Source organism: Halomonas pelophila (assembly GCF_040196315.1).
Classification (GTDB): Bacteria; Pseudomonadota; Gammaproteobacteria; order Pseudomonadales; family Halomonadaceae; genus Halomonas; species Halomonas pelophila.
Map to the genome: position 1 here is coordinate 1 of NZ_JBEGCI010000016.1, position 13,704 is coordinate 13,704.

Consider the following 13,704-nt stretch of genomic DNA (forward strand, 5'->3'; position numbering starts at 1 on the left):
AGGCAATCAGCCCGGCCTTCTGCAGTTTGCCGGCCGACTCGGTGACGCCCTCTCGACGCACGCCGAGCATGTTGGCGATCAGCTCCTGGGTCATGACCAGCTCGTTGGTCGGCAGGCGATCCAGGCTCAACAGCAGCCAGCGACACAGCTGCTCATCCAGGCTGTGGTGCCGGTTGCACACCGCCGTCTGTGCCATCTGGGTGATCAGGGCCTGGGTGTAGCGCAATAATTTGAACTGGAGCGCTGACGCGCGATCGAACTCGTCCTTCAGCAGTTGCCCCTTGAGGCGATAGGCACTGCCGGCACTCTGCACGATGGCGCGGCTCGGCGTGGTTTCGCCGCCCATGAACAGCGAGATGCCGACGATCCCCTCGGCACCGACGACGGCAATTTCCGTCGAATCCCCCGCTTCCATGACGCATAGCAGCGATACGATGCAGTCCGTCGGGAAATAGACATGGCGCATCATCATGCCCGACTCGACCAGCGACGCCCCCAGCGGCAGCTCGACCCGCTCGAGGTGGGGCGCCAGGCGCTCGTATTCATCCCGCGGCAGGGCCGCCAGCAGGTGATTCTGGCGAGGATCATGTAGCAGGGCCATGACGGACACTCCCGACGCGGGCAGGCCCCCCCGACCGCAGGGCCGGCAGGGAGGACTTGGCCGAAGGTGGTTGACGATACGGGGCAGCTGCTGGAACTTCCAGCCGGACTCACCCCGGATCACGTCAAGAAACAGGCAACAGGCTGCCCGACAGCACCAGGCAGGCAATCACCCCTGAAATACATCGAGATACCCTGACTCGCTGCACCCCCCGCCGACACAGGCGCAGGACGCGACGCCCATGCTGTGTACGCTAACGCACGGAAGCGACCCCGCCACGCCACTACGCTCGCTGGATACTGGCCAGGCGCTCCCAGGCCCGGGTCAGGCAACGCCGTCCCGGCGGATATCAGACATCGCCAGAACAGGAAACCGGCTCATGGTAATGCACGCCCTTCTGATGACCAGGCCTCTTGTCTCACGCCCTCGAGCGACCCAGCGGACCATGCCAGCCTTGCCCAACGCTTGGGCATCTGCCCCATGGGCCAGGCGCGTTCCCAGGCCGAGCCCGTGAGGGACGACTCGCTGCTGGAAGGCACCATCTGGACACCACTCGGTTCCGCCTCCTTCCCTGCCGAGCAGCCGCTGCGGCAAGGTCATCCTCCGCGCACAGAGGCCCTTCCCGAGCGAACAGCGACCAGAACCTCAAGACGGTGCCTCGCAGCGGCCCTGGAGGCCGAGAAGCAATGGGCCCGGGCGGCCCTCGGCGCCATCGGCGATGCCGTCCTGACCATCGACCTCCGCGGGACGGTCACCTACATGAACCGGGTGGCGGAGACCCTGACAGGTTGGTCACAACGGGAGGCCATCGGCGCGCCACTCTCGCGAGTGTTTCCTCTCGTCGATGGCAAGACACACCGCACGGTCATCACCCCCGGGCGGCGCGCCATCGAGGAGAACCGAACGGCAGGCTTCGCCCTGGATTGCGTGCTGGTCCGCCAGGATGGCAGCAAGCTTGCGATCGAGGATTCCGCGGCGCCCATCCACGACCGTGAGGGTCGCGTCACCGGCGCCGTGATCGTGTTCCACGACGCCACTCGCTCACAGGTCACGCTGGAGAGGATGGCCTACCTGGCGCAGCATGATCCGCTCACCGGACTGCCCAACCGTGCCCTGCTGACCGAACGGCTCTCTCGCGCCCTTGGCCTGGCCCAACGTCACCGCCACCTGGTCGCCCTGCTCTATCTCGACCTTGACGCCTTCAAGCCCATCAACGATGCGTTCGGCCATGCCGTGGGGGACAGCCTGCTCCAGGCGGTGGCGAGTCGTGTTCAGGAGTGCATGCGCGTCATCGACACCGTCTGCCGCCAGGGTGGCGACGAATTCGTGATCCTGCTCGCCGAGATCAGGCGACCCGAGGATGCCACCCGAGTCGCGGCAAAACTGCTCGCCGTCCTCGGGAGGCCGTACTGCATCCATGGCCATCAACTCCTTGTCACGCTCAGCATCGGCATCAGCCTCTACCCGGATGATGCCGACGATGCCGATGCCCTCATGCACAACGCCGACACGGCCATGTACCACGCCAAGCGCAATGGTCGAAATGGGCATCACTGCTTCACGGCCGAGATGAATACCCGCCCCCTGCAACGCAGGCGGACCGAACCAGGCCTGCACCACACCCTCCAGCCCTCGCAACTCGTTCTCGACTTCTAGTGGAGGGCCGGGCGTTCCGCCAGGCATCGGATGCGAGGCACACTGTACGCTAGCGCACAGTTGGCGGGGCGCCAATCGCATACCATCAACATGGGTGAGGCAAGGGAAGGCCTGTACAGGGAGTTGCACCACGCGTCGCAGGGACCGCGACGCCATCACCACAACCATGGCACAGCGTCCTCACACGGGATCATGCGCCGCAGAGGAGTATCTCATGAACAACATCGTCTGGATCGTCGGCGCCGTCGTCATCGTGCTGGTGGTTCTCTCCGTTCTTGGGCTTCGTTGAGACACGCGAAAAGCGAGGGGATCGGCAAGGCATCGGACGCCGAGGGGCTGCCGGCCGGAGACATACCATCCCGCTGGAAACGCCCTCGTAACCATCCTCGAAGAATTCGTGTTCCTGCGCTTCCTGTTCGGTCACATCGCGCTGACCAATGCCGATGACACCTACACCGACACTCTGGGGAGCCATGAGCGGCAGGAGTACCGCCAGGCCTTGCCGATAGTCGTCCGCCTTGCCACCACCGCCGACGCCCAGTACATGTTGGGGCAAATGCACGAGGCCGGCCAAGGGCCGCTCCGGGTCTTCGTGGAGGGGCATAAGGGGTCCACCGGGCCGCGGCTCGTGGCCAGCGAGATGCCGCGGCTGCGCGCAATGCCCGTCGACGTCACCGACAAGCTGGTCAATGCCCAGCTCGACGCGACCAAGGCCAAGACATCTTTGAGCACGCGGGCCGGCTTACGCAAGATACCCAGGTCGCCGATTCCTGATCGGTGGCCTCTTGGTGTGAGCCAGTCGACGACCGGGGCATCACCCCCGTTCGCTGCGCAAGAGCCTGCCGGCGTGCCTGGCCACCGAGTGAGTTCGTCGACACCCTTTCCCCATAGACCTGCCCATCTATGCTGTAGTCAGGCACTTGGCCTGAATCACTGTTTCGCTTCACACCCACGGAGTTTGAACTGTGGCCGACGAGAACAGCGTGATTGTCTTCTACGACGAGCGAATGCTGGCCCATGAGCCGGATATCGAGGTGCCTTTCCTGCCGGGTCGCATGGACGATCGTATCCGTTCACTGTTGGTGGGACTGGGCGTTCCCTGGAAATATCCAGAACACCCCGCCAGGCTCACCACCATCCGGCACCTTCTGGAACTCGAGCCGGTTCCCGGCGTGACCTTCGAGTCGGGCATGGCGGCGACGCGGGAGCAGCTGGGGCGCGTGCACACCAGCTCCTACCTGGACCATATCTTCGTGCTTCGCGGCCAGAGTGCCTGGCTGGATGTGGACACCACGGCCGTGTCACCCGGTAGCGTCGACGCCGCCGAGGTGGCCGCCGGCACGGCGATCGCCGCCGTCGAGGCCGTCGTCGAGGGAAGAGCCGAGAGCAGTTTCGCACTGGTGAGACCACCTGGTCACCACGCCGAGCCGGTGCGCGCCCGCGGCTTCTGCCTGTTCAACAATGTGGCGGTGGCCGCCGCTCATGCCCGCCTGGCACTGGGTTGTACGCGAGTGATGATCGTTGACTGGGATGCCCACCACGGCAATGGTACCCAGGATATCTTCTGGGCCGACCCCAATGTGCTGTTCTTCGACCTGCATCGCGCCGCCCCCTTCTATCCTGGTACGGGGAGTCTCGAGGAGGTCGGCATGGGCCGCGGGGATGGCACCAACGTCAATGTTCCCCTCCCCGCCGACGCCGGCGACGCCGCCTACCTCAAGGCCTTTCGCGAGATCCTGGTACCGGCGGTCGAGTGGTTCCGGCCCGACCTGATCCTGGTCTCGGCCGGTTTCGATCCGCACACCCATGACCTGGCCCTGGAGGTCTCCTATGACGGCTTCGCCGCCATGACCGACATCCTCAAGGCCCTGGCCCGCCGGCATTGCAAGGGACGCCTGGTCTTCGTGCTGGAGGGTGGCTACAACCTGATCTCGCTGTCACGCGGTGTCAGGTCGGTGCTTCATGTGCTGGCCGGCGCGGAGCCGCCGGAACCCGGCCAGCGTGGCATCGCCGAAGTCGAGGCCGCGGCAGCCTTTCACCGCGGTGCCTTCGCCGGGCCACCCCCGGATTGACCAAGGGCCATCGGGGACGGGCACCAATGAGCGAAATCTTCTTATTTGCGCAAGCGTATCGAAGAACAGTTGATGGTTCGGGTAGTCCATCGTAGGGACGAGTGCCTTCGGTTTGCCAAGCGCCAGGCTTTGCCCGAAAAGTCGAATCTGCCAATTCTACTTATCACCACCAGCGAGTATTGTTAAAACCCAACCTGGGTTTATCGTTATCCCGCAAAGTCGATAACACCGCAATCTCTCCTGCCGATGGAATGTGACGGCCTTTTTTGATTGCTTTTGTATCGTCCTGGCAACGAGTGTCGAGCCATAGGTTTCCGTATTCCCACCGCCTGGCTGCCTTCTCTGACGGATGAGCAGCAAGATCGTAGATGGTAGGCCTTGGGTAATTGAAAATCCGAAGTTCAATATGCCGCTAATGCCTAATGTTACGCGAACGCCAATAACGAGCAATAGTGGGCTTAACACTAATTCCGTGAATCAGAATCGATATGGCAACCACTATTAGGGTAAGGTGCATCAATTCCAGTGCTATTTCTTCTTGCAGGCCATGCTGGATGGCATACATCAGATAGTAAAGCGAGCCAATACCACGAACGCCAAACCAGCCCATGAGATGGCGCATACGCATGGATGCCCTGCTTCCCAACATGCCAAGATGTACACTGATGGGGCGGACGACTAGAAATAGAAAGGCCGCGAACCCTACGGCTCGCCAACTCCAGGAGTCCCAGAAGAGCGAGCCACCTATCAGCAGAACCAGCACGACTTCTGCCAGACGCTCGAGATGCTCGTTGAATACCAGCGAGCTTTCACTCACGTGCACATGCGATATGGGCTGAGATTCTCCTTCTAGACTTGCCTCGACAGGTGCCGAATAATCTTGTTTGAGTCCGGACAATTTCAATTCGGTGTGGCGTAAAGCAACCGCAGCACTGAACACGGCTAAAAAACCCCACGCATCCACTAGCAGACTGATTCCATAAGCGAATGAGATGAGCCCCAGGCCGAGGAAACTTTCTAGAAAGGAAGTACCCACAAAGCGAGTGCGTATCTTGGTTACTAACCAACCGACACTAATGCCCGCCAAGATGCCGATACCGATGCCTGCGCCGCTTGCCCAGAGCACATCCACTGCCAGCCACCGCCATCCGCCATCACCAAGGTCGTGCAGCCCCAGCAACCCTAGGCCGAGCATCACGAATGGGAAGGCGCTGCCGTCGTTCATTCCGGCCTCGCAGGTCAATGAAAAACGTAGTTCGTCAGGATCATCTGCGCTACGGACCTGAACCTCGGTCGCCAAAACAGGGTCAGTCGGTGCGACTACGGCACCTAGCAACACGGCGGCCCCAAGCGGTAGAGCAAGCCAGTAGTAGCCGAAAAGCGTCACTAATCCGACCGTAAGTATCATCGAAAGCACCGCCAGTTGCATGGGGTTTTGCCATCGCTTCAAGCTCACTGGCGCTGGCATTTTGACGCCGGCGCAATATAGCGAAATCAATACGGCAATCTCGGTCAGGAGCTCCAGCAATCCCGACTCTTCCAGCGGATTAAAATGAAATAGTTCTAAGCCCATGGGGCCAAAAATGCACCCGATGACAAGGTACACAATGGCAGAGGTGGTCGGCACACTTTTAATGTAGGAAAAAGTGAATCCCACTACCAAAAGCAGTGAGCCTATCAAGATAAACCAAGTGGCGGTTGTCATAGATAACTCGGCTAGTGTGTATGTTCGTTTAACCGCGCAAGCCGAGTGATAGACCAATCAGCGAGCCTTCCCTGGTCAACCCCCTCTGCGATGGCGGAAAAGATGGCTCATCTGCACAAGGCATGTTTCCACGTGGTAGGTTGTCTTCTACATAAAAGGCCGTGGAATAGATGCGGTTGTATAGTATGTGCCAAACCATTCAGTGTTCCCATTTAATTTGAAATTTTATTTCTGCCTCATCCCCGTCGCGTTCGTGATCGATAGTAAATTCGGCCCGGAGGGGGGCTAGATGCGTTCACCCGCGACCCATATCTCGAAACGTTCTTTCTTCTCGATGGCATCTGCCAGACGGCGTAACTTGGCAACACAATCGGCCCCCGGATAACCCTTTTCCACGCCTCTTTTTCCTTGGAGCCACGTGGCTTCTCTCCTTGATTATTGTGTCATCGCTGGTGCCCGATGCAGCACCAGCCTTGTTTCCATTCTAGCAGGGAATTCTTCCCTTCCCTCGATGACGCAAGGTAGTCTCGACACCTCCGAGGTGATCCATGATCGCGCCCACCACTGCCTCCTTGGTGGGCGTGCCACTGAAGCCGGCGGGCAAGGGCACAAGGGTGTGCTGGTCGTCATCGGCAGAGTAGCAAAACCAGAGCTAGCACCGGACATGATGCCGAACTCCCGTGCCACATCACCTGCGCTTATAATGAATCGCCCCCGGTTTCGTAGACACCTCCAGGCCTTATACTGAAGGCACCAAGGAGGTCCCATGAGCCACCAGTGATATATCGAAGAATTCAAGATCTAAGCCGTCAAGCAGGTGACGGAACGAGGCCATCCCGTTACGGAAGTGGCCACTCGGCTGGGGGTATCCGTCTACAGTCTCTATCAGTGGCGATCGCTCATAAGAACCCCCGCGTAAGGTCAATGCATTGGTGTCCTTGCTTCTTGTGTCTCCCAGGGAGCATCTGGTGGACCATTGCACCAGTCGTCGCCGGAAAGGGGGCTGCCTGTTAAAATCCAGGTGGTTAGCTAACGGCTTCGTCTGATTGATAATTCCATGCCTCGGTAGCGATGTTTGACCACATATCCATGTGGCCGGAGCTACCCACCCTCCACAAAGTCGAGTTTCGAGCGTGCGAGCATTTCGAGCCGGCATCGGGAGGCAAAATGTTAATTATAGCTCCGCCTACAGTGCGAAATAGCCACGAAATCAACAAAAATTGGTGGGCGTGTTGGTAATGTGGCGGATCATTTTTTAAAATATCCTTAAGAATCACGCTCCTATGCCACTCACTTCACTAGGTGGGAAGAAAGGTGCTAATAACCGTTCTGAGAAAAAGCACAATCTTTTACTTGAGGATGCCAAACTACCCACTACTCTGAGCGTTTAACGCCTATAGAGGCGGGCGCCACATTAACAATAGCTAAATGTCCGCTTCTGGCCGCAAGCGGCCCGTGAGCAGTACCTTAAAAAACAAGCCGTCCTTGGAGATGCACTTCTCATAGCCCAGCCGGCGGGCAGTTCTAGGCCTATGACAACCGAATGAACGAACACAACAGATGCCCTCCAATCTGATAGCCACTGCCCGGCTGCTTCAGACTTGGTAGTACTTCTATCGCTGATCGAGGTACGACAGCCCCATCAGACGATCTGGCCTAGTCATTTTGCCATTTGATCTGAAACTCAACCTCTTCTTCATCATCTGATCGTTCGTGTTCGATAGTGAATTTGGCTCTGACGGGGACATAGATCCGCTCGCCGGCAATCTGAATATCGAAACGTTCGCCGCTCTCGATGGCATCTGCCAGTCGCCGTAGCTTGGCCACGAAGTCGGCCTTCGGATAGCCTTTCTCTACGTCTCTCTCTTCTTTTGTTCCCATGTTTCTCTCCTCGGTGATATCGATATGCCAGCGCCTATGGCACACGCAGGCTCGAATCCAGTCTAGCAGGTCATCCACACTCTCTAATTGTTGGGTACCGGGTGATCAGATGCAACGGATGAAAACTTCGCCGTAGTGGTATGGAGGAAGTTCGACCCGAGCCTCCAGTTTGAAGCCAGCAGGCTCGACCAGCATTCGGGTTTGTTCCGCAGACATGCGCATCGCGGTCTTGGGACCTCGCGGCTGCCCAAGAACAGTCGTCTGCTCCCTTGGTATGGGATGCCAATTAACGATACCCAGCCGGCCGTTCGGCCTCAGGACCTTAGCGATTTCCTGGGCGAGGGCGGTCTTATCCGGTACTCCATGAAAGGTGTTGGCAATCAGCACATAGTCCACGGAGGGATCTAGAAGACGACTAAGAGCCATGGCGTCCGCCAGCACCCAGCTACAATTCTCCATCCCTGTGCACGTAGCTTGCGCCTGCTCAAGCATGACTGGGTCGAGGTCGAGACCGATTACGCGCCCCGGGCCCACCTGGCGGGCGATGGCGGCGGTAAAATAACCATCGCCACAGCCCAAATCGACGACCTTCATCCCCTGCTCGATACGCAAAGTCTTGATAACCCTGTCGGGGTCAGGCCATAGAGCATGCCACCAGTCCCTGTCTGGCATGGCACTGGCGGGAAACATGGGGTCCTGTACCGTCATTCGAAATCCTTCTTTACCCGCTGGTACTCCTCCCGGCTGATCTCGCCTCGTGGCAAAGGCCGGTTTAGACCTGCCTTTGCACGTCTATTCCCGTAGCGCTTCCCTCGTCATTCACTACTGCCAGCCAGTTCCGTGAAAGGGAAATGAGGAGTATATGACAGGGAAGGTCAATGGAAATATCCTTATCAGCGTAAACCATTACCACAACCCATGCCGCCAAATTACGGAACCTCCTTGGTTGTTACCCATGCAGAACGGCACTTGACCGGTTGGCTGGTCGGATTCACCGCGTCGGACAACAGGAGTGTGTGTCTAACTATCCTTACCCATTGAGCAGTTACAACGTAAATGTGAACCCCATTCGGGATATTGGACTCAGTCCTGCGCTTGCGGTCTAGCTCGAACAGTTGTTATTTCCAGCCACACCCGTGCACCTCCATCTCTTTTTTGCCACCGACACAGGACATGAAAGCAAGAATTTCTTTGCATTTATCTTTATCGTTAATTATTATGCCAGATGTTAATTACCCTGATAGAGAGCAATCCTATGTCAAGCCTCCTGACAACCTACGCCCAGCAAGAGCAGCAGCTGAAGGAGCTGGCCGAAAAGCTTGAAAAAATGAAGGACGATCCGCGCCTACAAGCTGAGATTGAGTTCAAGGACAAGCTCGAGGCGCTGATGGAAGAGTTCGACAAGAGCGCCACTGATGTGCTTTCTTTACTGAACCCACAACCTGCTGCTTCATCCGCTTCGGCTTCCTCCGGAATTCGCCGCAAACGCAAGCTGAAGATTTATAAGAACCCGAACACGGGTGAAGTAGTAGAGACTCGCGGTGGAAACCAGAAGACGCTCAAGGCTTGGAAGCAAGCTCATGGTGATGAGACCGTCGAGACTTGGCTTGTCCGCACTGAGGGCTGATTCAGTTCACCGCTAGGCGCCAATGTTGGATCATGAAACCCCATACCCGCATAGGGTTTGGGGTTTGTTGTTGGCTGTGGCCTGACGACGTGCTTTTGATACGCAATTTCGATGGCCTCCAGAATCTGAGGGCACTCGTGGAGCAGAGTGTTCAAGCAACAAGTTCAGACAGGGGCTGCCTCCAACTGCCATAGTCGTTTCGCCCAGATACCTTCATGCCTCCGTACTTGGCCTTCCAGCGATAGATGGTCTGCTCAGTCACGCCATACTGCCGGTCCAGCTCGTCTATACACACGCCACGTTTATTGGTCTTGAGGATGCTGATGATATGCTCTGCGGTATGGAGGATACTCTTCAACGCGAGATCTCCTGCTATCTGGGTAAACGTAGCGGAAATCTCACATTGCCGGTGGACCGGTTTCTGGCGAGAAAGTCAGTTTTCAGTAAAAATCGGGCGCTTTTGGAAAATGCAGGCGTTATTATCCAAAACGGCTATACTATGATGTTGCCCTTCTGGCCGGCTCGCCAGTATCGGGCAGTTACGTAGTTGTGATACGAGACTTGATATTTTTTTAATTTAAGCATCTACGGCGGTTAATGATTGCAGTGGTGCCAATCCTGCCAACGTGTTTGCCTAAGATCAGAAACTTACGCTTGCATCTGTGGAAGTTCGGGCGCTGGAAGTACATTAATTTTCCAAAAGCTTCAGCTGACGCTACTATTGCCTTGTCTTCAAAAATGATAAGATAATGTTTGCAGAGCAAATGATGAGTCACGGTTTATAGGGATGAATACATGGATTTCATCGGGTATATTGTAGCATCTGAGTTTTCGGATTTTAATGATTTGGGTGAGTTCGTAGTTGTTGTGATTAGATTGTTACTCGCTGCCCTCTTGGGTGGCCTGCTTGGGCTCGAGCGAGAACAGCGTGGAAAGGCTGCTGGAATACGCACCCATATGTTGGTTTGCATGGGGGCTGCACTATTTATTTTTATTCCGCAGCAAGCTGGTATCTCGGATTCGGAGATGAGTCGTGTCATTCAGGGTGTGATTGCCGGCATCGGCTTTCTTTGTGCGGGAACCATCATCACTGGCAAAGATAACCAAGGTGCTACAGGGCTTACCACCGCGGCTGGCATTTGGTTCACGGCCGCCATAGGAATAGCCGTTGGTTTGGGGCGTGAACAAACCGCTGTACTGTGTACGGCTTTGGCTTGGATGGTACTATATGTAATGCCTTTCTTTATTAGATTGATTCGTAAATAAATTCCATAACCCAGAAATCCAAGCGTTAAATCATTATCAGAGCACCGGTGTAACACCTGACCAATTAGGTGAAAGCGTTCTCTACACCTACAGTCATGTGACACTCGTGCTTCGCGCTGGTGATCACAGGTCCTTCGTCACATCATATCAGCCTTTTTCGAATGTCCGCTTCTGGCCGGATGCAAAACTTCAGCCTATACTGAGTAAACTTACACGGCAGTTAATGACTAAGAAGGGCTTTCCGGCAAAGATGCTGCCGGTGCGGTCACCCGGGGCAACCGGGGACAGGCCCTGATGCCATCTCGGGGAGCCCTCTATCTATCCTCTCATGGCGCCCGGCGTCAGTGGGGGATTTAACTAGGCTACGCAGAGCGGAGCCATGAGGGAGATCATGAGTGAGTTAACTCCTCGAAAGTCCGCGTTGGCCTCCTCTGTCAGGCGTCTGGTGACGCGGGTTCCCATGAGCGTTCGCTGTGTAGCATTGTGCGCAGTGCTGGTATTGGCGAATCTTCCCGCCAGTGTCCTAGCCCAATCACCATGCTCGGGAATTCATGTAAAGATTTTGGACATAAATAACAGCACGGGAGCCGTAGCGTGCGCGCTTTTCGCATCGCCAGTGGGTTTCCCTACTGAATTTCTTCACTCCGCAACTAATATCATGGTAATAAAAATTCGGGATACACAGGCGCGTTGCGACTTTTTAAGCATACCGCCGGGGACGTATGCGTTGGCCGTCATTCATGATGAAAACATGAACGGAAAGCTTGACGCCAACTGGCTGGGGGTCCCCACGGAAGGCTACGGATTTTCAAACGACGCAACAGCCAGGTTGAGTGCACCTTCATTCGATGCCGCTAGTTTTCCATACGGTGGGCAAAACCTAGATATGACGATCAGCTTGAATTACTGAGCGATCTTCTCATGGAAACCGAAGAGTTATTTAAATCCAGCACGCCCATTCAGAGTTTGCTTCGCATAACACGTCGCTCAAGCGGACCTCGGCTTTGCAGCCGCCGCTTAGCTCCCCCTTTCATATCAGTATATTCTTAACATCTGCTCTTGGCCGGCTCCTGAAGTTCAGGATATGCTGATTTAAAAAAGGGAGGAGTTGGCGGACCAAAACGGCCATGCTGGCAAAGGCGGAGGTTTTTTTCATTTTTTATCCTGCCTAGCTATACTTGATTTATTGAAATTTCAATGGGTCGGTAAGCTTGTTGGGTGCGGCATAACATAGTTGAATGCGTCTGCGCGCTCAAGGCAAAAAACGAATGCTCCGTCTAATATCTGTTAGGCTACCAAGGGTAATCGCCATGCTCGCTGCTCCGCAACTTCAAGATATCGCCTTACAGATACGAGCCGCACAGTTAAAAGTGCAACAGATCGAGCCGTTTACTTCGCATGTGCCAGCATTTGATCTGCCGTCGGCCTACGCTGTGGCGAAACTCGTTCATGATGCTCGCTTGTCGGAGGGCGTCGTGCCCGTAGGCCGAAAAATCGGTTTTACGAATCCCGACATGTGGGCCATCTACGGTGTCCAAGAGCCCATCTGGGCTTACGTATATGATCAAACGGTCACGAGCTTGCCCATGGCCGGTGGCACTTGTAGCGTCGGCCAGTTTACCGAGCCAAAGATCGAGCCTGAGATTGTCTTCCACTTTCGCTCAGCGCCACCTGTAGGTGCTGACCTCTCCTCGCTACTTGCATCCATTGATTGGGCCGCTCACGCCTTCGAGATAGTACAGTCCCACTACCCGGGCTGGAAATTTCAGGCTGCAGACACCGTCGCCGATTGTTCTTTGCACGGAACGCTTCTTCTGGGTAAGCCAGTACCCATCGACCAACTCGCATCCGACCCAGTTGCCGCTCTCGAATCATTCTCCGTTGCGCTTTCACGCAACGGAGAAGTACGGGAAGTCGGTAAGGGCGCCAACGTGCTGGGTAGCCCATTGATGGCTTTGGCGCACCTAATTACGGTGCTTTCCAAACAGCCAGAAAGTTTGTCTCTGCAAGCCAATGAGATCGTGACGACTGGCACCATCACAACGGCTCAAGCCGTTCGCCCCGGCGAGTCATGGGCAACGAACCTACAAGGTATCGCGCTGCCGAACCTTGCCGTGGAACTTGTTCCGTGATGAGGCCGCGAAGTTGTCCTATCCCTGCGGTTAACTCCACGTTATATCAGCGTGCTCTCAACGTCCGCTTCTGGCCGAATGCGGCCTTTGAAACATCGACGCTCTTAGAGCAACTCATCCATCATCAGCAACAAAGTCATCACCACGGTGATGAGGATCAGGGCTTTACTTATCCAGTCGATTCCCCTGGCCAGGCCCGGGAGCCATGTCGCCGTGGCGGAGTCGCTCTCCATCGCGTCTGCCGTCGCCAACAGGTGGCCCGGCTGTCGCCGGTGGTTCTCCAGGGCCTGGTCCATTAGGCTGATTAGTTACTGCTGATTCAATACAAATTGCGGATCATCGGCGCACGCACTTGGCACAAGCAAGCTTCTGGGATAAGTGGAATGTGGGCGGATTGTCTCGGCTGATGGATCGTACAAGCGACCGTTGGCGACGTGCCTGTAGCGTGCTCCAGCACGTTCAACCTCAAGCGTCACCGGATCCACGCCTAGGAATAGCGATGGAATACGTAGATATGGAAGTCAACACAGCTCTGATTTTTCACGGATTTGACTCGGACAACCAGCCGATTGAGGAAGCGGTGACGGCTGGGGAGTTCGTCCGAAAGCTGGTGTCGGTGGAACGCATTCGCTCGATCAGTGAGCAATACGTGCTGGTGTCTGGTGCCGATGGGCGAGAGATGTACTGGGAGTATAAAGGCTCGCTCGATGAGCTTGCGAAGAAGTTGCGGAGCCTAGGGATAGACGTGGCGTAGGGGGGATTAA

14 protein-coding genes and 1 pseudogene are annotated in these 13,704 nt (G+C 56.3%); 8 read left to right on the forward strand and 7 right to left on the reverse strand.

Annotated features, from left to right (window positions below; translation table 11 throughout):
• On the reverse strand, positions 1–601 hold a 601-nt coding region (locus ABE957_RS15525; protein ID WP_349759575.1), incomplete at its 3' end, for a Crp/Fnr family transcriptional regulator.
• Positions 602–1,081: 480 nt separating this feature from the next.
• Between ABE957_RS15525 and ABE957_RS15530 the strand changes: the two genes are divergently transcribed.
• Positions 1,082–2,257: a diguanylate cyclase domain-containing protein gene (locus tag ABE957_RS15530; protein WP_349759576.1), complete on the forward strand. Its 1,176-nt coding sequence runs from the start codon at positions 1,082–1,084 to the stop codon at positions 2,255–2,257.
• A gap of 190 nt (positions 2,258–2,447) precedes the next feature.
• Here the strand turns inward: ABE957_RS15530 and ABE957_RS15535 are convergent, their stop codons facing one another.
• A complete protein-coding gene (locus tag ABE957_RS15535; RefSeq protein WP_349759577.1) occupies positions 2,448–2,831 on the reverse strand; it encodes a hypothetical protein in 384 nt (127 codons plus the stop codon).
• A gap of 391 nt (positions 2,832–3,222) precedes the next feature.
• Between ABE957_RS15535 and ABE957_RS15540 the strand changes: the two genes are divergently transcribed.
• Positions 3,223–4,329, forward strand: a complete 1,107-nt coding sequence (locus ABE957_RS15540; protein WP_349759578.1) for a histone deacetylase family protein — start codon at positions 3,223–3,225, stop codon at positions 4,327–4,329.
• Positions 4,330–4,741: 412 nt separating this feature from the next.
• On the opposite strand, the gene ABE957_RS15545 is transcribed toward ABE957_RS15540, so the two are convergent.
• Positions 4,742–6,034 carry a cation:proton antiporter gene (locus tag ABE957_RS15545; protein ID WP_349759579.1) on the reverse strand — a complete coding sequence of 431 codons (1,293 nt, stop codon included), beginning with the start codon at positions 6,032–6,034 and terminating at the stop codon, positions 4,742–4,744.
• A gap of 817 nt (positions 6,035–6,851) precedes the next feature.
• Here ABE957_RS15545 and ABE957_RS15550 point away from each other — a divergent pair.
• A pseudogene (locus ABE957_RS15550) lies at positions 6,852–6,950 on the forward strand (transposase); the annotation flags it as partial.
• Between the two features lie 740 nt (positions 6,951–7,690).
• Here the strand turns inward: ABE957_RS15550 and ABE957_RS15555 are convergent.
• Together ABE957_RS15555 and ABE957_RS15560 are read right to left on the reverse strand one after the other, a co-directional pair.
• A complete protein-coding gene (locus tag ABE957_RS15555; protein WP_349759580.1) occupies positions 7,691–7,915 on the reverse strand; it encodes an amphi-Trp domain-containing protein in 225 nt (74 codons plus the stop codon).
• Between the two features lie 105 nt (positions 7,916–8,020).
• On the reverse strand, positions 8,021–8,623 hold the full coding sequence (locus ABE957_RS15560) for a class I SAM-dependent methyltransferase (RefSeq protein ID WP_349759581.1): 603 nt from the start codon (positions 8,621–8,623) through the stop codon (positions 8,021–8,023).
• 547 nt (positions 8,624–9,170) lie between these two features.
• Here ABE957_RS15560 and ABE957_RS15565 point away from each other — a divergent pair.
• Positions 9,171–9,542, forward strand: coding sequence for a histone-like nucleoid-structuring protein, MvaT/MvaU family (locus ABE957_RS15565; RefSeq protein ID WP_349759582.1), 372 nt, complete (start codon positions 9,171–9,173; stop codon positions 9,540–9,542).
• Positions 9,543–9,693: 151 nt separating this feature from the next.
• Here the strand turns inward: ABE957_RS15565 and ABE957_RS15570 are convergent, their stop codons facing one another.
• Positions 9,694–9,900, reverse strand: coding sequence for a transposase (locus tag ABE957_RS15570; RefSeq protein WP_349759583.1), 207 nt, complete (start codon positions 9,898–9,900; stop codon positions 9,694–9,696).
• Positions 9,901–10,337: 437 nt separating this feature from the next.
• Here ABE957_RS15570 and ABE957_RS15575 point away from each other — a divergent pair, with 437 nt between their 5' ends.
• From ABE957_RS15575 to ABE957_RS15585, 3 genes are all read left to right on the forward strand, one after another.
• Positions 10,338–10,808, forward strand: coding sequence for an MgtC/SapB family protein (locus ABE957_RS15575; RefSeq protein ID WP_349759584.1), 471 nt, complete (start codon positions 10,338–10,340; stop codon positions 10,806–10,808).
• 391 nt (positions 10,809–11,199) lie between these two features.
• Positions 11,200–11,718 carry a DUF2141 domain-containing protein gene (locus ABE957_RS15580; RefSeq protein ID WP_349759585.1) on the forward strand — a complete coding sequence of 173 codons (519 nt, stop codon included), beginning with the start codon at positions 11,200–11,202 and terminating at the stop codon, positions 11,716–11,718.
• Between the two features lie 400 nt (positions 11,719–12,118).
• Positions 12,119–12,940 carry a 2-keto-4-pentenoate hydratase gene (locus ABE957_RS15585; protein ID WP_349759586.1) on the forward strand — a complete coding sequence of 274 codons (822 nt, stop codon included), beginning with the start codon at positions 12,119–12,121 and terminating at the stop codon, positions 12,938–12,940.
• A gap of 104 nt (positions 12,941–13,044) precedes the next feature.
• On the opposite strand, the gene ABE957_RS15590 is transcribed toward ABE957_RS15585, so the two are convergent.
• The gene (locus ABE957_RS15590) at positions 13,045–13,236 is read right to left on the reverse strand and encodes a hypothetical protein (RefSeq protein ID WP_349759587.1); all 192 of its coding nucleotides are present in this window, start codon (positions 13,234–13,236) and stop codon (positions 13,045–13,047) included.
• A 203-nt stretch (positions 13,237–13,439) separates the two neighbouring features.
• Here ABE957_RS15590 and ABE957_RS15595 point away from each other — a divergent pair, with 203 nt between their 5' ends.
• A complete protein-coding gene (locus tag ABE957_RS15595; protein ID WP_349759588.1) occupies positions 13,440–13,694 on the forward strand; it encodes a hypothetical protein in 255 nt (84 codons plus the stop codon).
• The last annotated feature ends 10 nt before the right edge of the window (positions 13,695–13,704 follow it).

Bases quoted from the DNA above. Each gene is read 5' to 3' on its own strand.
- ABE957_RS15590 (WP_349759587.1), bottom strand. From the start codon at position 13,236: ATGGACCAGGCCCTGGAGAACCACCGGCGACAGCCGGGCCACCTGTTG.
- ABE957_RS15585 (WP_349759586.1), top strand. From the start codon at position 12,119: ATGCTCGCTGCTCCGCAACTTCAAGATATCGCCTTACAGATACGAGCC.
- ABE957_RS15575 (WP_349759584.1), top strand. From the start codon at position 10,338: ATGGATTTCATCGGGTATATTGTAGCATCTGAGTTTTCGGATTTTAAT.
- ABE957_RS15580 (WP_349759585.1), top strand. From the start codon at position 11,200: ATGAGTGAGTTAACTCCTCGAAAGTCCGCGTTGGCCTCCTCTGTCAGG.
- ABE957_RS15595 (WP_349759588.1), top strand. From the start codon at position 13,440: ATGGAATACGTAGATATGGAAGTCAACACAGCTCTGATTTTTCACGGA.
- ABE957_RS15530 (WP_349759576.1), top strand. From the start codon at position 1,082: ATGGGCCAGGCGCGTTCCCAGGCCGAGCCCGTGAGGGACGACTCGCTG.
- ABE957_RS15565 (WP_349759582.1), top strand. From the start codon at position 9,171: ATGTCAAGCCTCCTGACAACCTACGCCCAGCAAGAGCAGCAGCTGAAG.
- ABE957_RS15545 (WP_349759579.1), bottom strand. From the start codon at position 6,034: ATGACAACCGCCACTTGGTTTATCTTGATAGGCTCACTGCTTTTGGTA.
- ABE957_RS15560 (WP_349759581.1), bottom strand. From the start codon at position 8,623: ATGACGGTACAGGACCCCATGTTTCCCGCCAGTGCCATGCCAGACAGG.
- ABE957_RS15555 (WP_349759580.1), bottom strand. From the start codon at position 7,915: ATGGGAACAAAAGAAGAGAGAGACGTAGAGAAAGGCTATCCGAAGGCC.